The sequence below is a fragment of the Devosia sp. Soil_C_22 genome, from assembly GCF_057657195.1.
In genome coordinates this window covers 791,649-808,651 of sequence record NZ_JBDGIY010000001.1, presented here as the reverse complement: position 1 = coordinate 808,651, position 17,003 = coordinate 791,649, and the positions used below count along the sequence as shown (strand labels likewise).

17 protein-coding genes are annotated in these 17,003 nt (G+C 65.6%); 12 read left to right on the top strand and 5 right to left on the bottom strand.

The genetic code is table 11. The features are described 5' to 3' along the window. Positions 1-331 precede the first annotated feature (331 nt). From AC3A6I_RS03800 to AC3A6I_RS03775, 6 genes are all read left to right on the top strand, one after another. On the top strand, positions 332-1,204 hold the full coding sequence (locus AC3A6I_RS03800; protein WP_487541854.1) for a phytanoyl-CoA dioxygenase family protein: 873 nt from the start codon (positions 332-334) through the stop codon (positions 1,202-1,204). Positions 1,205-1,284: 80 nt separating this feature from the next. Then, positions 1,285-2,916 (top strand): MGH1-like glycoside hydrolase domain-containing protein, encoded by a 1,632-nt coding sequence (locus AC3A6I_RS03795; protein WP_487541853.1) that lies wholly within the window; start codon positions 1,285-1,287, stop codon positions 2,914-2,916. A 27-nt stretch (positions 2,917-2,943) separates the two neighbouring features. Beyond that, positions 2,944-4,230: an ABC transporter substrate-binding protein gene (locus AC3A6I_RS03790; RefSeq protein WP_487541852.1), complete on the top strand. Its 1,287-nt coding sequence runs from the start codon at positions 2,944-2,946 to the stop codon at positions 4,228-4,230. Between the two features lie 167 nt (positions 4,231-4,397). Continuing rightward, positions 4,398-5,288, top strand: a complete 891-nt coding sequence (locus tag AC3A6I_RS03785; RefSeq protein ID WP_487541851.1) for a carbohydrate ABC transporter permease — start codon at positions 4,398-4,400, stop codon at positions 5,286-5,288. 3 nt (positions 5,289-5,291) lie between these two features. Beyond that, positions 5,292-6,206 (top strand): carbohydrate ABC transporter permease, encoded by a 915-nt coding sequence (locus tag AC3A6I_RS03780; protein ID WP_487541850.1) that lies wholly within the window; start codon positions 5,292-5,294, stop codon positions 6,204-6,206. A 28-nt stretch (positions 6,207-6,234) separates the two neighbouring features. Further along, on the top strand, positions 6,235-7,287 hold the full coding sequence (locus tag AC3A6I_RS03775; RefSeq protein ID WP_487541849.1) for an ABC transporter ATP-binding protein: 1,053 nt from the start codon (positions 6,235-6,237) through the stop codon (positions 7,285-7,287). 218 nt (positions 7,288-7,505) lie between these two features. Here the strand turns inward: AC3A6I_RS03775 and AC3A6I_RS03770 are convergent, their stop codons facing one another. Then, positions 7,506-8,711, bottom strand: coding sequence for a mandelate racemase/muconate lactonizing enzyme family protein (locus tag AC3A6I_RS03770; RefSeq protein ID WP_487541848.1), 1,206 nt, complete (start codon positions 8,709-8,711; stop codon positions 7,506-7,508). Positions 8,712-8,899: 188 nt separating this feature from the next. Between AC3A6I_RS03770 and coaBC the strand changes: the two genes are divergently transcribed. Together coaBC and coaA are read left to right on the top strand one after the other, a co-directional pair. Continuing rightward, positions 8,900-10,111: a bifunctional phosphopantothenoylcysteine decarboxylase/phosphopantothenate--cysteine ligase CoaBC gene (gene coaBC, locus AC3A6I_RS03765; RefSeq protein ID WP_487541847.1), complete on the top strand. Its 1,212-nt coding sequence runs from the start codon at positions 8,900-8,902 to the stop codon at positions 10,109-10,111. Further along, positions 10,108-11,049, top strand: a complete 942-nt coding sequence (coaA, locus tag AC3A6I_RS03760; RefSeq protein WP_487541846.1) for a type I pantothenate kinase — start codon at positions 10,108-10,110, stop codon at positions 11,047-11,049. Before coaBC ends, coaA begins: the two co-directional genes overlap by 4 nt. 118 nt (positions 11,050-11,167) lie before the next feature. On the opposite strand, the gene AC3A6I_RS03755 is transcribed toward coaA, so the two are convergent. Continuing rightward, positions 11,168-11,722 (bottom strand): helix-turn-helix transcriptional regulator, encoded by a 555-nt coding sequence (locus AC3A6I_RS03755; RefSeq protein WP_487541845.1) that lies wholly within the window; start codon positions 11,720-11,722, stop codon positions 11,168-11,170. A 269-nt stretch (positions 11,723-11,991) separates the two neighbouring features. On the opposite strand from AC3A6I_RS03755, the gene AC3A6I_RS03750 reads away from it, so the two are divergent. Together AC3A6I_RS03750 and AC3A6I_RS03745 are read left to right on the top strand one after the other, a co-directional pair. Then, complete coding sequence (locus tag AC3A6I_RS03750) at positions 11,992-12,942, top strand: S1C family serine protease (RefSeq protein WP_487541844.1); 951 nt, start codon at positions 11,992-11,994, stop codon at positions 12,940-12,942. 57 nt (positions 12,943-12,999) lie between these two features. Beyond that, complete coding sequence (locus AC3A6I_RS03745) at positions 13,000-13,281, top strand: hypothetical protein (RefSeq protein ID WP_487541843.1); 282 nt, start codon at positions 13,000-13,002, stop codon at positions 13,279-13,281. Between the two features lie 50 nt (positions 13,282-13,331). On the opposite strand, the gene AC3A6I_RS03740 is transcribed toward AC3A6I_RS03745, so the two are convergent. The 3 genes from AC3A6I_RS03740 to AC3A6I_RS03730 form a co-directional block, all read right to left on the bottom strand. Further along, positions 13,332-13,997, bottom strand: a complete 666-nt coding sequence (locus AC3A6I_RS03740) for a YiaD family glycine zipper/OmpA-like lipoprotein (RefSeq protein ID WP_487541842.1) — start codon at positions 13,995-13,997, stop codon at positions 13,332-13,334. Between the two features lie 82 nt (positions 13,998-14,079). Beyond that, a complete protein-coding gene (locus AC3A6I_RS03735) occupies positions 14,080-14,850 on the bottom strand; it encodes an SDR family NAD(P)-dependent oxidoreductase (RefSeq protein WP_487541841.1) in 771 nt (256 codons plus the stop codon). A gap of 66 nt (positions 14,851-14,916) precedes the next feature. Next, on the bottom strand, positions 14,917-15,594 hold the full coding sequence (locus tag AC3A6I_RS03730; protein WP_487541840.1) for a TetR/AcrR family transcriptional regulator: 678 nt from the start codon (positions 15,592-15,594) through the stop codon (positions 14,917-14,919). Between the two features lie 229 nt (positions 15,595-15,823). Here AC3A6I_RS03730 and AC3A6I_RS03725 point away from each other — a divergent pair, with 229 nt between their 5' ends. Together AC3A6I_RS03725 and AC3A6I_RS03720 are read left to right on the top strand one after the other, a co-directional pair. Further along, on the top strand, positions 15,824-16,630 hold the full coding sequence (locus AC3A6I_RS03725; protein ID WP_487544978.1) for an alpha/beta fold hydrolase: 807 nt from the start codon (positions 15,824-15,826) through the stop codon (positions 16,628-16,630). A gap of 10 nt (positions 16,631-16,640) precedes the next feature. Beyond that, a complete protein-coding gene (locus AC3A6I_RS03720; protein ID WP_487541839.1) occupies positions 16,641-17,003 on the top strand; it encodes a VOC family protein in 363 nt (120 codons plus the stop codon).

The following is a 17,003-nucleotide window of genomic DNA, read 5'->3' as shown; positions in this document are numbered from 1 at the left end:
CCCAAGCGCAATTGACACCGTTGTTCATTGTGCCAATCATACGCGCATCTGAGTGGGAATAATCACCCAGGATCGGCCGGAGACACGTAATGGGCCAAGGGATCACCCGAGGGCCCAGCCGGGGTATGCGGTAAAGCGTGCGCTACGCGCAACATCTGTGGACGGACCGCTAGACCCAACCGCCACTGCTTGTTGCGACCTTCTGAGAGACCCATCCCAGGTTCAACCGTGCGGTCCCGGTTGTCGGTAGGTTGTGTCGTCACTCCTTCCACTTTCGAGCCGCCCTGTAAGCCCCGCCAAGGGGCGTGAATTTGGCTTTGGAGGAGCTGACGTGAACGAGCACGTGCGTACCACCCCTGTCCTCACGGACATGGAAGAATATCTCTTCGACCTCAACGGCTACCTGATCCTCAAGGGCGCGCTGACGCCCAAGCAGGTCGCGGACTGCAATGCCACCTATGACGAGGTGGAGGAAGCGGCCAAGTCGATCTCCGGACGCGGCTGGTTCGGCAATGTCGCCATCAACAATTCGGGCAAGCAGGAAGGGCTGGGCATGCAGCAGCTCTACGAGGCCGGTCCCGTGTGGGAAGAGCTGCTCGACCATCCGTCCTGGTACGACAAGGCCATCCACTTCATCGGCACCGACGATCCCGAGAATTTCGACAACCACCACGGCCCGGCCTTCATCGACGAGTGCTTCGGCACCATCCGGCCGCAGGGCGGTGCGCAGCGACTGCACTCGGGCGGGCATGTCGGCACCATCCGCACGCAGTTCCGCTACCATGCGGGCAAGTTCCACTGCAGCCAGATCAACATCCTGATGGCCTTCACCGATATCGGCCCCGGCGACGGCGCCACCATGGTGATTCCGGGTTCGCACAAATCGAACATCCGTCATCCGCAGACCGTCGCCATCGAGAATCGCGCCGAGGAGACTTCGGTCGACGAGGTCGCGGGCGCCATCGAGTGCCACCTCGAAAAGGGTGATGCGCTGCTGTTCGTCGATGCCATCGCGCATGGCTCGGCTCGTCGCACCAACCCGGGCAATCGCCGCGTCGCGGTGTACCGCTATGGCCCGAGCTGGGGGCATTTCCGCCTGCCCTACCGGCCGAGCCCCGAACTGCTCGAGCGGCTGACGCCGCATCGGCGGGGCCTCGTCTATCCGCACGGCAAGCCGGTCTATCCGCCGGGCCGCACGGCCTGACGAATTGACTCGGCGTCGCGGGCAAACCGCGGCGCCCTTCGGCCAACGCGCCGATTTTCGGGGAGAGGTACGTAACGCGAGTGCTCGACAGACTGCATGCGACAGATATGGCGCAGCGGATCGGCCCCCTGGCAAAGGAGGCCGACGCGCCGCTTTTGGCCGAGTGGCAGCGCTCGGGCGTGCGCTTCGTTGCGTCCTCGCCGCGCATGGAAGAGCGCTACGACCAGGCCGTGCGCGAGCTGTTCAGCTGCATCCGGCCTGCCGGCACGGCCGAGCCGATCCTCAATGAGGGCGGTGTCTATGCCGGCTGCTGGCTCGAAAGCACTGGCACGATCAACGCCGAGCTGCTGAGCCGCTTCCTGCCCAACGTCGCCGAGCGCACCTTTCTCGCGCTGATCGAAGGCCAGCGCGACGATGGGCTCCTGCCCTACAAGCTCACCGCGAACGGACCGAGTTTTTCGCAGATCCAGCTGGTGACGCCGCTCGCCCGCTGCGCCTTCAACCACTACATGCTCAACGGCCGCGACAACGCATTCCTCGCCCGCATGTACGCCGCGCTCGCCCGCTACGACGCCTGGCTGGCGCAGTTCCGCGACACACGTGGCACCGGCGGTGTCGAGGCCTTCTGCGCTTACGATACCGGGCACGATCTCAGCCCGCGCTTCTGGCACGTGCCGGACAGCCCGTACCGGAACGATCCGACACGCTACGATCCGGCGAATCCGATCCTCCCGTTCGTGGCGCCCGATCTCACTGCCAGCACCGCTTGCCAGCGTGGCTATCTCGCGCTGATGGCCGAGGCGCTTGGCGAGGATGGCGAGGGCTGGCGGGCAAAGCGGCAGGCAAGCGAGGCGGCTTTGTTCCGGCAGTGCTGGGACGGCGACGACGGCATTTTCTACGACCGCGACGCGCAGGACCGGTTCGTCACCGTGCAGTCCGATGTGCTGCTGCGCGTACTCGCCTCCGAGGTCGGCGACCGCGCCTTCTTCGACCGCGCGCTCGACGCCTACCTGCTCAACACGCGGAAATTCTTCGCCAAATACCCGTTCACCTCGATCGCGCTCGACGATGCGCGCTACGACCACAACTTCAACTACAATAGCTGGGCCGGGCCCTCGAACTTCCTCAGCCTCATCCGCGCGCCGCATGCCTTCCAGCATCACTGCCGATTCACCGAGCTCACCTGGGCGATGCAGCCGACGCTGTCGGCGCTGTTCAAGGGCGAGCGCTTCACCCAGACGCTACACCCCTTCACCGGCCGCGAAGGCTTCACCGAGGCCTACTCGCCTTCGATCCTGTGCCTCCTCGATTTCATCGAGCGGCTCAGCGGCATCCTGCCCCGGCCCGACGGCACGCTATGGTTCACCGGGCTCACCCCGGCGCAGATCGAGCATCGCGACGCGGTGCATGAGACGGGCTATGCGCGCACCGTCGACGGCCGCGCCTTCGAGCTGATCAACACTGCCGAGACCAGCACGGCCTGGCGCGACGGCGAGAAGCTGTTCGAGGCGCCGCACGGGGTGCGCGTCGTCACGGATCGGTCAGGCGAGCCGCTGATGCTGATCGGCATGCAGGCTGCCGCAACCGAGGGCCTGTTCCGCTTTCGCGGACAAGAAATCCCGTTCGTGGCCGCCGCCAACGAACGGCTGGAATGGCGCGGCACCGGGTTCGTGAGCGTAGAGGCGCCCGGGCTCGTGCCGCCCTCGTACTAGATACCGCAACTCAAGGGAGGAGAGACCATGAGCAGACTGAACCGTAGGACGTTCCTCACCGGTACCGCCGGCCTGGCCCTGGCATCGGCTGCCGGCCCCGTCTTCGCGCAGGACCGGCGCATCCGCCATTTCTGGTGGGGCAACCCGGAGCGTGACAAGCGCACCTTCGCCGTCATCGACATCTTCAACAAGGCCAATCCCGGCATCGTGGTCGAAGGCGAGACGCTGGGCTTCAACGACTATTTCACCAAGCTCACCACCCAGATCGCCGGCGGCGCCATGCCCGATGTGATCCAGATGGGTTACGGCGTGATGCTCGAATACGTGAACAAGGGCACGCTGAAGCCGCTCGGCGACGCCATCACCGCGGGCAAGATCGATACCTCGAAGATCGACCAGAGCGGGCTCGACGCCGGCACGTTCAATGGCCAGCTCTATGGCTTAACCATCGGCGCTAACGCGCAGGCCACCTGCTACAACCAGCGCCTGTTCGAAGAGGCCGGGATCGATGTCGACCCGATCACCTGGACGTACGACGACCTCAAGGCGGTGTCGCTGAAGATCAGTGAGAAGGGTGGCGCCAAGGGTACCGACGACCTCACCGCCGACTGGGGCGCCTTCGGCATCTACTGCGGCCAGCGCGGCTTTGCCAACCAATACACGCCGGAGGGCCAGTTCGCTTTCGGCGCCGACATCCTCGTCGACTACTGGAAGATGTGGAAGGACATGCGCGATGCCGGCGCGACACCCTCGGCCGAGGATTCCGCCTCGGTCGCCGGCATCGCCGATCTCGACAAGATGGGCATCGTCACCGGCAAGTCGGCCATCTCGTACGCCTGGTCGAACCAGCTGGTCGGCACGCAGGCGCTGATGCAGGACAAGCTCGGCGCCGGCTTCCGTCCGGGAATCAAGGATGCGCCCTCGGGCCAGTCGATCCAGCCGAGCCAGTTCATCTGCCTCACCCGCGACTCGCGCGACGACGACGGTGCGCTCGCCTACATGAACGCCTTCGTCAACGACCCCGAGATGACGGCGGTGCTCGGCCTCGAGCGCGGCATCCCGCAGCAGTCGGACGTGCGCGCCGCGCTCGAGCCGAACCTGACGGAAGCCGAACGGACCTCGGTCACCTTCTTCGACGCCATCCAGCCTTACGTGACGCCCCTGTCGCCGGCTTCCCCTCCGGGCAACCGCGAATGCGAGGAGGCGTTCGAGACGCGTAGCGCCGTTGCCGTGCTGCTGGACCAGATGTCGATCGAAGATGCCGCCGCCGCCTTCATGGATGAAGCGGCCACCATCCTCGCCCGCGCAAAGTAAGCCATCCCAGTGCTCCCCTCCCCCTTGCGGGGAGGGGTTGGGGGTGGGGGTCTATCGGTGATCGCCGGACCACCCCCTCCCTCGTTCCCTCCCCGCAAGGGGGAGGGAGGCGTCTGCCAAAACCTGCGGCGCGATTATCGAAGTGCCTACGGGAGGAAGTCGAAAGAATGCACAAATTCATCCGCCGCAACCTTGCCGGCTATACCTTCCTGCTCCCCTGGCTGATCGGCTTTTTCTTCCTCGCCGTCGGTCCGATCGTCTCGTCGCTCTACCTGAGCTTCACCGACTATGACGCGGTGGCGGTGCCGAACTGGATCGGGGTCGAGAACTACGAGTTCATGATGAAGGACCGGCGCTTCTGGAAGGCGCTGCAGGTCACCTTCAGCTTCGTCATCATCTCGGTGCCGGCCAAGCTGATCTTCGCGCTCGCCGTGGCGATGATCCTCGACAAGGGCGTGCGCGCCATCGGCTGGTATCGGGCGCTGTTCTACCTGCCCTCGATCCTGGGCGGCTCGATCGCCGTCGCGGTGCTGTGGCGGCAGCTGTTCGAGAATGACGGGCTGGTCAACACGCTGCTCGGCGTGGTCGGCGTCGATGGCCCCAACTGGCTGTCCGACCCACGCTATTCGCTGAGCACGCTGGTGGTGCTGGCAGTGTGGCAGTTCGGCTCGCCGATGCTGATCTTCCTCGCCGGCCTGCGTGCCATTCCGCAGGAGCTCTACGAGGCGGCCGAGATCGATGCGGCAGGAAAATTCCGGCGCTTCTTCGCCATCACGCTGCCGCTGCTGGCCCCGGTGATCTTCTTCAACCTCGTGCTGCAGATGATCGAGGCGTTCAAGAGCTTTTCGGGCGCCTTCGTCATCTCGGGCGGCAAGGGTGCGCCGCTCGACAGCCTGCTGTTCTTCACGGTGTATCTCTACAACGAGGCCTTCACCTATTTCCGCATGGGCTACGCCTCGGCGCTCGCCTGGGTGCTGCTGATCATCATCGCCGCCTTTACCGCCATCGCCTTCTGGACCTCCAAATACTGGGTCCACTACGAGAACGGGAGGGGCTGATCGATGGCCGACACCACGCTCACCGCTGCCCCTCCTGTCCAGCCGACCACGGCCCAGATCGCCGCGGCGATCCGTGAGGAGAAGCTGAAGCGCGGCAAGCGCGCCGCGTTCTTCAAGCACATCTTCCTGATCGTCACCTCGCTGGTGATGATCTACCCGCTGATCTGGATGGTCGCCTCGTCGCTCAAGCCCGACAACCAGATTTTCGGCGACCTCGGCCTCTGGCCATCCGAGTTCCGCTGGGACAACTACACCAATGGCTGGAACGCCATGACCGTGAGTTTCACCCAGTTCTTCTGGAACTCGACCTTCGTCACCGTGCTGAGTGTGATCGGTAACGTCATCTCGTGCTCGTTCGCGGCCTATGCCTTCGCGCGGCTCGAGTTCAGCGGCAAGAACATCTGGTTCGCGCTGATGATGATGACGCTGATGATCCCCTATCACGTCGTCCTCATTCCGCAGTACATCCTGTTCCTCAAGGCCGGCTGGGTGGATACCTACCTGCCGCTGATCGTGCCGCGCTTCCTTGCTGGCGACGCGTTCTTCATCTTCCTCATGGTGCAGTTCTTCCGCCAGTTGCCGCGCGAACTCGACGAGGCGGCAATGATCGATGGGTGCAATCCGTTCAAGATCTACTGGGCCATCATCCTGCCGCTCTCGATCCCCGCCATGGCGACGGCGGCGATCTTTTCCTTCATCTGGACCTGGGAGGATTTCCTGGGGCCGCTCGTCTATCTCAACGACATGCGCGACTACACCGTGCCGCTCGCCCTGCGCAGCTTCATCGCGCAGGACTCGGTCTCGGCCTATGGCCAGTTGTTCGCCATGTCGGTGCTGTCAATCGTTCCGATCGTGCTGTTCTTCATCATCTTCCAGCGCCTCATCATTCGCGGCATTGCCATGTCGGGTCTGAAATGACGTGCGGTCTCAACTCGAAAGGTTCTCCATGGCGGGCGTGACGCTCAGTGAAGTGCGCAAATCCTACGGTACGCACGAAGTGGTGCACGGCATCGACCTCGAGGTCGCGTCGGGCGAGTTCCTGGTGCTGGTCGGACCATCGGGCTGCGGCAAGTCCACGCTCCTGCGCATGATCGCGGGGCTGGAGGAGATCAGCGACGGCACCATCTCGATCGGCGATCGGCTGGTCAACGACGTGCCGGCGAGCCAGCGCAACCTCTCCATGGTGTTCCAGTCCTATGCGCTTTATCCGCATATGAGCGTGCGCAAGAACCTCGCCTTCGGCCTCTCTAATCTCAGGATGCCGCGGCCCGAGATCGAGCGGCGGGTGGCCGATGCGGCCAAGATCCTGCAGATCGGCGAGCTGATGGAACGCAAGCCGCGGCAGCTGTCGGGCGGGCAGAAGCAGCGCGTCGCCATCGGCCGTGCCATCGTGCGCGAGCCGCAGCTGTTCCTGTTCGACGAGCCGCTCTCCAACCTCGACGCCGAGCTGCGCGTGCAGATGCGCGTCGAGCTCGCCAACCTCTACAATCGCCTCGGCACGACGATGATCTACGTCACCCACGATCAGGTCGAGGCGATGACGATGGCGACGCGTATCGCCGTGCTCAACGCCGGCAATGTCGAGCAGGTCGGCACGCCCTACGAGCTCTACAACTCGCCGCGCAACCGGTTCGTCGCCAGCTTCATCGGCTCGCCCAAGATGAACATCATCGAGGCGGTGGCGCAGGGCGGGCAGGCGCAGTTGCCCGATTTCGGCGCGCTGGCCATCCCTGCCCCCGATGGCCCGATCGCGGTCGGCGTGCGCCCCGAGCAGATCGCCATCGCGCGTGAGGGCGACCTCGTGGCCGAGGGCGAGGTGTCGTTGGTCGAGTACCTGGGCGCCGAGATCTTCGTCCACGTCCGGCTCGCCTCGGGCAAGTCGCTGCTGGTCAAGGCCGACGGCAAGGCTCCGCACAAGCTCGGCGACAAGCTACCGGTGGCCATCCGGCGAGACAGTTTGCATTTGTTCGATGCCGCGGGGCTAGCGATCGCACGCTAGAGCGATCTTGCTGTCGTTGCACTAGCCCGGACTGACCTCTCCCACCGGCTGTCATCCCAGCGAAAGCTGGGATCCAACTCCTAGCCCGCGCCGGTGGAGAGATGGATCCCTGCCTTCGCAGGGATGACAGCCCGAGATGCGTCGCACCAACCTGCCCCTCAAAAGCAGAACGCGCGGCGTGGGGCCGCGCGTTCGCAATCCGCCGTAGGCGTCAGCAATCAATCGAAGAAGTCAGAATCGCCTTCGCCCAGGTGCTTCTTGGCTTCCTTGACGTTGAAGTTGACGCCGAGACCCGGGCGATCCGGCACGTCGATCAGGCCGCCCTTGACCGGCATGCCGTCAAAGCCCTCGGTGATGTCGTACCAGAAGGGCTCGAAGCGGGCCGGATATTCGAAGGCGATCAGGTTGTCCGGCATGGTGGCGCAGACCTGGATCAGCGCGGCGAGACCGAAGATGCCGTTGGCGGTGCCGTGCGGCGCCATGGCGATGCCGTGGAGGTCGGCATGCTCGGCGACCCACTTGATCTCGGCGAGGCCGCCGATGTCGCACGGATCGGGGCCGATGACGTTGACGGCGTGGCTCTCGATCAGTTGCTTGTAGTTCTGGCGCAGGTAGATCTGCTCGCCGGTGTGGATGGGCGTGGTCGTGGCGTGGGTGACGTCACGGTACACGTCGGGGTTCACATACGGCACGTAGTCGCCGGTGATCATGTCCTCGAGCCACATCAGGTGCAGGTGCTCGACCGCCTTGGCGAGGCGTAGCGCATCGACCGGCATGAAGCCCGGGCCCGCGTCGACGGCGGTGTTGTAGCCGGCGCCCAGCGTCTCGCGCGCAGCGGTGATGCAGGCGACGAGATGATCAAGGCCTTCCTTGGTCATCGTGCCCTTATGCGGGTACGGGAACGGTGCATCGCGCTGCACTTCGCCATAGAAGTAGTTGGGGAAGTCGCGCACCATCGCTGAGTGGAAAGCCGACGGCAGCTTGAACAGGGTGAACTCGCCCTTCAGCGACTTGCCGTACTCGGCCCAGCGCTTGTAGCCGGCCGGGGTGTGCTCGGCGCCGCCCGGCACTTCCGCCTGGTAGAGCGTACGATAAGTGCGGACCTGGTCGCGGACCTTGCCGCCGAGCAGGCGATAGACCGGGGCGTTGAGCGCCTTGCCGGCGATGTCCCACAGCGCATGTTCGATGGCCGAAACGGCCGCACCGAACGGCTTGAAGCCGCCCCGTACACGGATGCGGCGCATGACGCGCTCGACGTCACGCGGGTCCTGCCCGACGATCCAGTCCTTCAGATCCAGTACCTGTGGCTTCACGTAGGGCTTGGGGGTCTCGATCTGGCCCCAGCCGGTGATGCCTTCATCCGTCCTGATCTGGACGATGGGCGCGTTGGCGATGACCGCGCACCTGAGATCGGTAATCTTCATTGTTGGGGGAGCCTCCTCACTCGCTACCATACCAGATGCTTCCTTTATCCATATTCCGGCGCAGAATTGAATGCGCCTTATGGGGAATCGTACATTTTTCTTGCCTTGCCGGCCCCATTTCCGCCCGCGACTAGGCGTTTGGGCCGGGCTGGTATAGATGGCGGGCAACGATCCACCGGAGGCCAGCCATGCGACTGCGCGACCGCCGCCTGCTCGTCATCATCGGCGGCGGCATAGCCGCCTACAAGGTGCTCGAGCTGATCCGCCGGCTGAAGGATGAAGGCGCGCGCGTGCGCTGCGTGATGACGGCGGCGGCGCAGCAGTTCATCACCCCGCTCTCGGTGAGCGCGATCAGCGGCGAGAGGGTGTTTTCGGAGCTGTTCAACCGCGATGACGAGCACGATATCGGTCATATCCGCCTGTCGCGCGAAGCCGACCTGATCGTCGTCGCCCCCGCCACCGCCGACCTCATGGCCAAGACGGCGACCGGCCTCGCCGGCGATCTCGCCGGCGCGGTGCTGCTCGCTTCCGACAAGCCGGTGCTGATGGCGCCGGCGATGAATCCCCATATGTGGGCGCACCCGGCGACGCGCCGTAACCGCGCGACGCTCGCCGCCGACGGCATCCAGTTCGTAGGCCCGAACGCCGGGGCGATGGCCGAAGCCGGCGAGACCGGCGAAGGTCGCATGGCCGAGCCCGCGGAGATTCTCGCCGCCATCGTCGAGCGGCTTGCCCCGGACGGCCCGCTCAGCGGCCGCAGCTTTGTCGTCACCTCCGGCCCGACGCATGAGCCGATCGATCCGGTGCGCTACATCGCCAACCGCTCGTCCGGCAAGCAGGGCCACGCCATCGCCGCCGCGCTGGCAAAGCTCGGCGCGAGTGTGCGGCTCGTTACCGGCCCGGTCACCCTGCCCGATCCGCCCGGTGTCGCGGTCACCCATGTCGAAACAGCCCGCGAAATGCTGGCGGGGGTGGAAGCCGCCCTGCCCGCCGATGGGGCGGTGTTCGTCGCCGCTGTCGCCGACTGGCGCACCGCCGATGTGGCGACCGAGAAGATGAAGAAGCAGCCGGGCGACGACAGCGTGCCGTCACTGCATCTGGTCGAGAACCCAGACATCCTCGCCACCATCGGCCACCACAAGCAGCGCCCGCGCCTCGTGGTCGGCTTCGCCGCAGAGACGCAGGACGTGGTCGCCAACGGCACGGCCAAGCTCAAGCGCAAAGGGGCCGACGTCATCGTCGCCAACGACGTCTCCGGTGATGTGATGGGCGGCGACCGCAACAAGGTGACGCTGCTCTCAGCCGAAGGCGCCGAGACCTGGCCCGAGCTCAGCAAGACCGAGGTCGCCGACCGCCTTGCTGCCGTCATCGCCGCGCGGCTGGGCAAGCCCAGCGCATGATCGAGCCGACGGTCCCCTATCGCCGCTTCACCCACGCCCAGTGGGCCGAGCTCGGCGCCGGCGAGCCGATGACGCTGACGGCTGAGGATATCGAGCGGCTGCGCTCGCTCAGTGACCCGATCTCGCTCCACGAAGCCGAAGCCACCTACCTGCCGCTCTCGCGCCTCCTCTCGCTGCATGTCGAAGCGATCCGCGACCTCCACACCGTGACGCACCGCTTTCTCGGCACCAATGCGCGAAAAGTGCCGTTCGTCATCGGCATTGCCGGCTCGGTCGCGGTGGGCAAATCGACCACGGCGCGCATCGTGCGGGCACTGCTGCAGCGCTGGCCGGCAAGCCCGAAGGTCGATCTGGTCACCACAGACGGATTCCTCTACCCCAACGCGGTGCTGAACGAACGTGGCCTGATGCGGCGCAAGGGTTTTCCGGAGAGCTATGATCGCGGCCGGCTGGTCAAATTCCTGTCCGAGGTGAAGTCGGGCCGCGGCAACATCGAAGTGCCGCTCTATTCGCACCTTGTCTACGATGTGGTGCCCGGCGAGCACATGGTCGTCGACCAGCCGGACGTGCTGATCGTCGAGGGGCTGAACATCCTCCAGCCCGGTGTGCAGCGCAAAGGCGGCGAGCCGGTGTTGTTCGCCTCGGACTTCATCGATTTTTCGATCTATGTCGACGCCGACCTCGATGATCTCGAAGCCTGGTACATGGAGCGCTTCTACCGGCTGCGCGAAACCGCGTTCCGCAACCCGGCCTCGTTCTTCAAGCGCTATGCCGACATGAGCAAAGACGAAGCGGGAAGCTTCGGGCAGGACAACTGGCGCTCGATCAACCTGCCGAACCTCACCGAGAATATCGCGCCGACCCGTTCACGGGCCGACCTGATCCTCAAGAAGGGCGGCGACCACCGCCTCGAGGAAGTGCTGCTGAGGCGGCGCTAGGGCGCGTCACATCCACAAACTCCGGCGTCATCCCCGCACGGGTGGGGATCCAGTAGCCGCAGGCTCGGTACCAAAACTGGGTTCCCGCCTACGCGGGAATGACATCGTGGGTAAATGCCTAGGCGGCGACCAGCCGCTCGCGCAGCAGGATCGACACAGCATCCGCCCGGTTGCGAGCGCGGAGCTTTTCGAGAATGGCGGTGACGTGGAACTTGGCTGTGTGCACCGAGATGTCTAGCGCCCTCGCGATCACCTTGTTGGATGCGCCGTTCACCAGCAGCTCCGCCACCTGCTGCTCGCGCTGGCTGAGGCTGCGGCGCTCGGCGGCCGGAGCGGTGCGCGGATCGGGCTCGCGCTCGATACGATAGCCGGCGGCGCGCAGCCGGGCGGCCGCGACGATCAAATCGGCATCGGCGGTCTCGAGCGCATCGGTGCCCAGGCGCAGCACATTGCGGCCGATGACGCCGTCACGATCGGTGACCACGACGTCGGCAATGGCATCGGCGGTTTCGATCAGACCCGGCTCGGTGAGCAGCATGCGACGCAGCTGACGCGCCAGCGTCAGGTCATCGAGAGACAGCGCTACGCCAACAGTGGGCGAGAGCGGCAAACGGCCCGATTCGGCGACGCGGAGGCCGGCTTCGGGCGAAAAATTCTGTGCGAGCAACACCATGGATTGAAACTCCCTAGCGGCGGCGACAGCTGCAGAACTGTCTCCGGGGATGATGGCAGGCGGTTCCCCGCAGTCATCCGTTGCATGACTATATGGTGACGAAGTCACCAAGGAGAAGACCGCATCGAACCGCGGCCAGCGGCAAAGAGAGCTAGGCTGGCCCGATGCGGCTGTCATCAATAGCTGCCCAGATGGGCAGGTTCGTGGCCTCAGCGCCTCCCCATTCGGGCAGTCTCGCCCGGCTTGCGGCGCGAAACCACATATCCGGCATGATCGCGTCACAGCTCAATCCCGCGTCCGACCAGCATCTGCTCGATGCCTATTCGCTCACCGTTTCCGATGTCGCGGAAACCGTCGGACCCTCCGTCGGCATGGTCACCACCGACGGCAAAGGTCATGGCTCCGGCGTGGTGATCTCGCAGGACGGCCTCGTCGTCACCAACTCGCACGTCGTCGGCAAGCATCGCGAAGTGCATGTCGCCCTGCCCGACGGACATCGCCTTGCCGGCCGCGTGCTCGGCGCCGACCCTGACACCGATCTCGCCATCCTCAAGCTCGACGGCAGCGCCCTGCCCATCGCCGCCCTCGGCGACAGCGCCGAACTCCGCCGCGGCCAGATCGCCATCGCCATCGGCAACCCGCTCGGCTTCGAGTCAACGGTCACCGCCGGCGTCATCTCCGCCCTCGGTCGCAGCCTGCGCTCACCCTCGGGGCGGCCGATCGAGGACGTGATCCAGACCGATGCCGCGCTCAACCCCGGCAATTCCGGCGGCGCGCTGGTGTCGAGCCACGGCGAAGTGGTCGGCATCTCGACTGCGATGATCGCCGGGGCGCAGGGCATCTGCTTTGCTGTTGCCAGCAACACGGTGAAGCTCGTGCTCGGCGAAGTGCTGCAGCATGGCGCCGTCCGCCGCGCTTGGCTCGGCGTTGCCGCCGACACCGTGAACCTGCCCCGCCGCGTCGCCGACGCCGCCCATATCGGCTCGCAGTCGGCGGCCGTGCTGCACTCGATCGTTCCTGATGGTCCCGCCGCGAGGGCCGGCGTCCGCGAAGGCGACGTGCTGCTGGCGCTCGATGGCCGGCCAGTCGAGGGCCCCGGCCCCCTCCTCCGCATGCTCACGGCCGACGCTATCGGCACGCGCGTGCAGTTGCAGATCCTGCGCTCGGGGCGGCTGCTCGAGCTCGGGGCCACGCTCACCCAGCGGCCCAGCGCCGGCTGACCGGAACCCGCGAGCCGGCCAGCCCGTTCATCCTCGAATAGTGGAGGACGACCAAACATGGCAACTCTCGAAACCGAACGGCAGCCGGAAGCAGCCAAGGTCGATCGCCTCGTCGACGAGAATGGCGCGACGGTCGAGGTCGTGCCGGAAACGGCGCTGATCGTCGAAGACGAGGTCGAACGCACCGTCGGCGGCACCGGTCCCACGGCATGGTTTCGTGTCGGCGTCATCGGCGTGCTGATCGTTGCCGCCATCCTGCTCGGGCTGCAGTTGCTCGCCGGCGGTGCCAGCACAGACATGGTGCCCGGCACGCCGACCACCGAGCAAACGTCGCCATAAGCAAAGGGCCCAGAATCGCTCCCGGGCCCCTTGTTTCGATCTGGCTGGTGTCAGCCCTGGATAGGCGACAGCTGAATCTCGACGCGGCGGTTCTGCGCACGGCCGGCTTCGGTGGCGTTGGAGGCAATCGGGTTCGCCTCGCCCTTGCCGGTGATGTAGAAGCGGCGCTGGTCGATGCCCTGGCTGGCGAGAATGGTCGCCACGGCCACGGCGCGCTTCTGGCTCAGGTCCAGGTTGTAGCTGTCCGAGCCCTGCGAATCCGTGTGTCCGTAGACGTCGATAACCGTCTTGTTGAACTTCTTGAGCACGAGGCCGACCGAGACGAGGGTCTCGTTGAACTGCGGCTGCACGGTCGCGGAGTCGGTGGCAAACGTGATGTTGGAGGGCATGTTGAGGATGATCTGCTGGCCGACGCGCGTCACCGACACGCCGGTGCCCTGCAGCTGGGCGCGCAGCTCGGCTTCCTGCTGGTCCATGTAGCTGCCGATCGCCGCGCCCGTGAGGCCACCCACACCCGCGCCGATGAGCGCCGCGACGCGCGGATCATTGCCGGTCGCCGCGCCGATGATGCCGCCGACCACGGCCCCGCCACCCGCACCGAGCAGCGCACCACCGCCGGCATTCGAGATCTGGCTTTCGCCGGTATAGGGATTGACCGAGGTGCAGGCACTCAGCGACAGCGCCGCTGCGGCGGCGATCAGAATCTTCGACTTCATTGACGTCCCCCGTAGGTTCAGCGCGTTCTCGCCAGCGATTGCGGCAGGATGGTGATTTGCGCCGATTTTGACCGGCGGCAAATTAACCATGCGCCCAGCCGCCGTCGACCACGAAATCCTGACCCGAAATCATCCTGGAATCGTCGGCGGCAAGGAACAGCGCCATGCGCGCGATATCGGGTGGATAGAGCCGTCCGGCCAGCGGCTGCACCTGCTCGAGCATCTTGAACGCATCCGGCGTGGCCCACAGCTTCAGCTGCCGCTCGGTCATGATCCAACCCGGTACGATCGTGTTGGTGCGGATGCCGTGCTTGCCGTATTCGCGCGACATCGAACGCGACATGCCGTGCGCAGCCGCCTTGGCCGAGGTGTAGACGGTGAGATCGGCCGAGTTGGTCATCCAGCTCACCGAGCCGAAATTGATGATCGAGCCGCGCTTGGCCGCAATCATTCCCGGCGCCACCGCCTGCACGGCGAAGAAGGCGTGCTTCAGGTTGACCGCCATGGCCTTGTCCCACGCCTCGGGCGTGATCTCGGCGATGGTATGGCGGGTGTCGTTGGCAGCATTGTTGACCAGCGCCAGCGTCGGGCCGTGCGCCTCGGTGAAGCCGGCGATCGCCGCCTGATAGGCCGGAATATCGGTGATGTCGCAATGCGTGAACTTCACCGTGCCGCCGGCTGCATTGAGTTCGGCCTCGAGCTTCTCGCCGGCTTCCCTCGCGATATCGACGAAGCCGACCTTGCTGCCCTGCTCGGCAAAGGCGCGGACGATGCCTTCGCCGATACCGGATGCGCCGCCCGAAACGATCACGGGCATGCCCTTGAGGCTGGGATAGACGGCGAACTCGGACATCGGATTTCCCCCTAAGACTAAAGTGTCGGCCGGGGACCTAGCGCGCTACGCCCTACCATACAAGGGTCAACGGATACCGTAGGCGGCAAGGAATACGCGCACGCCCGAAGCGGCGTAGCGGCGCAACTCATCAGCGCCAGGGATCGCCGCATCGCCGAGCAGCATCGCCTCGTTGACAGGCTGGGCCATGACCAGCCAGTTGAAGTGCTCGGCCGCTTCTTTCGGATCATCGATGCGCAGCAGCCCCGCGGCGGCGAATCGCTCGAACATCTCCGCCAGCATCGCCATGGCGCGCGCCGGGCCCCAGTCGTAAAGCGCCCGCGCCAGTTCGGGGAAGCGCGCCACCTCGCCGATCACCAGCCGGCGCAACTGCATCAGCCGCGGCGTCACTACAATGCTGAGTTGGCGATAGGCATAGTCCTCGAGGAAGGGCTTCAGCTCATCGGGATTGGCCGGATCCGGCCGGTCCTGGTTGCGCAGGTGTACGGCGTCGCCGGCCCCACCCGACATCGAGGTGACGATCTCGACGAAGAGCGCTTCCTTGCTGGCGAAGTGCTTGTAGACGGTCTGCTTGGACACCTCGGACAGCGCGGCGATCTCGTCCATGTTGGTGCCGAGAAAGCCCGAGCGCAGGAACACCTCGGTCGCGGCAGCGAGAATAGCCCGGCGCTTGGTGGCCGAGCGGCTTTCGGCCTCGGGATGACCAGCTTCGGGGTGACCGGCTTCATACAAGGCAGCCGACATGCCCGGCGCGCCAGCGCTACCTGCTGGCGGCCGGCGGAGTTTCGACCTGCGGCCCTGCCCCTCTTTCATGCTCGTGCCATCTCGACTCGCCATTGACATATAGTACTGGACAGTCTAGTTCTTCGCAACGCTCGGTACTGGACGGTCTAGTTTTGAAGATGCTCGCGGCAGCGGTGCTGGCTGCGCCCGGCGCCTCCGCGCAGGAAAATGGAGAGAGATAGTGGATGAGATGCATGCAGCGACCCTCAAGGTCCCCGGTGCGAGCCTCTATTACGAGCTGCGCGGCACCGGGTCGCTGCTGGTGATCATCCCCGGCGGACCGCAAGATGCCGGGGTATTCGCCGAGCTCGCGGCCGGCCTGGCGGATACTCACCGCGTCGTCGCCATCGATCCGCGCGGCAATTCGCGCTCACTGTTCGATGCGGCGCCGACAGAACTCGATCTCGGCGTGCTTGCCGATGATGTAGCGGCATTGATCGGCGAGCTCGGCGGTCGGGCCGACGTGTTCGGCACCTCTGGCGGCGCGCAGATCGCGCTCGAGCTGGCCACGCGGCATCCGGGCCTGGTGGGCACGGTCGTGGCGCACGAGCCGCCCAGCATGAGGCTGATGGCCGATCCCGCTCCGGCCGTTGCCGAGACGGAAGAGCTCTACCGCATCTATCGGGACGAGGGCGTCGATGCCGCGATGGGCCATTTCTTCGGCGCCAACGGCCTCGACGAGGACGGCCCGCCGGATTTCGGTGACATGCCCCCGGAGGCGGCCGAGACCATGGCGCGGGTCGGGGCCAATTTCGAGTACTGGCTCGCCCACGGCATGCGGCCGCTCTCCTTCTACAAGCCGGATGTTGCCACATTGAAGGCCAACGGCACGCGCGTAGTGGTCGCCATCGGCGAAGGCTCGAAGGGTCAGCCGATCGAGGCAATGGCGACGGCGCTGGCCAATGCGCTGGGCATAGCGCCAACGACCGTCCCTGGCGATCACATGGGCTTTGACGACCCCGCCTTCGCCGGCGCGCTCGAAGCTGCCCTCAGGTAAGGAGACCGCAATGCATATCCAGTTCGCCGAACTGCCCGTCATCGACCAGGATCGCGCCAAGACCTTCTACAGGGACATGCTCGGCTGCAGCGTCGCCGCCGATAGCCCGATGGGCGGCGACTGGCGCTGGATCGAGCTCGCCTTCGCGGGCAGCCCGACCCACCTGCATTTCGTGCGCCGGCGCCCCGACGCCGATCCGGACGAGCCGGTACTGGTGCTGGTCGATGACGATGTCGCCGGCACTATCGAGCGGCTCCGGGCCAAGGGTGTCGAGATCGTCACCGAGCCGGCCGAAGCGCCATGGCAGCCGGGGCGCGTGGTCGCCGAGTTCCGCGACAGCGAGGGCAACCGCATGGTGCTGGGCAGCCCGTAA

Bases quoted from the DNA above. Each gene is read 5' to 3' on its own strand.
- AC3A6I_RS03790 (WP_487541852.1), top strand. From the start codon at position 2,944: ATGAGCAGACTGAACCGTAGGACGTTCCTCACCGGTACCGCCGGCCTG.
- AC3A6I_RS03785 (WP_487541851.1), top strand. From the start codon at position 4,398: ATGCACAAATTCATCCGCCGCAACCTTGCCGGCTATACCTTCCTGCTC.
- AC3A6I_RS03780 (WP_487541850.1), top strand. From the start codon at position 5,292: ATGGCCGACACCACGCTCACCGCTGCCCCTCCTGTCCAGCCGACCACG.
- AC3A6I_RS03775 (WP_487541849.1), top strand. From the start codon at position 6,235: ATGGCGGGCGTGACGCTCAGTGAAGTGCGCAAATCCTACGGTACGCAC.
- AC3A6I_RS03770 (WP_487541848.1), bottom strand. From the start codon at position 8,711: ATGAAGATTACCGATCTCAGGTGCGCGGTCATCGCCAACGCGCCCATC.
- coaBC (WP_487541847.1), top strand. From the start codon at position 8,900: ATGCGACTGCGCGACCGCCGCCTGCTCGTCATCATCGGCGGCGGCATA.
- coaA (WP_487541846.1), top strand. From the start codon at position 10,108: ATGATCGAGCCGACGGTCCCCTATCGCCGCTTCACCCACGCCCAGTGG.
- AC3A6I_RS03755 (WP_487541845.1), bottom strand. From the start codon at position 11,722: ATGGTGTTGCTCGCACAGAATTTTTCGCCCGAAGCCGGCCTCCGCGTC.
- AC3A6I_RS03750 (WP_487541844.1), top strand. From the start codon at position 11,992: ATGATCGCGTCACAGCTCAATCCCGCGTCCGACCAGCATCTGCTCGAT.
- AC3A6I_RS03745 (WP_487541843.1), top strand. From the start codon at position 13,000: ATGGCAACTCTCGAAACCGAACGGCAGCCGGAAGCAGCCAAGGTCGAT.
- AC3A6I_RS03740 (WP_487541842.1), bottom strand. From the start codon at position 13,997: ATGAAGTCGAAGATTCTGATCGCCGCCGCAGCGGCGCTGTCGCTGAGT.
- AC3A6I_RS03735 (WP_487541841.1), bottom strand. From the start codon at position 14,850: ATGTCCGAGTTCGCCGTCTATCCCAGCCTCAAGGGCATGCCCGTGATC.
- AC3A6I_RS03730 (WP_487541840.1), bottom strand. From the start codon at position 15,594: ATGTCGGCTGCCTTGTATGAAGCCGGTCACCCCGAAGCTGGTCATCCC.
- AC3A6I_RS03725 (WP_487544978.1), top strand. From the start codon at position 15,824: ATGCATGCAGCGACCCTCAAGGTCCCCGGTGCGAGCCTCTATTACGAG.
- AC3A6I_RS03720 (WP_487541839.1), top strand. From the start codon at position 16,641: ATGCATATCCAGTTCGCCGAACTGCCCGTCATCGACCAGGATCGCGCC.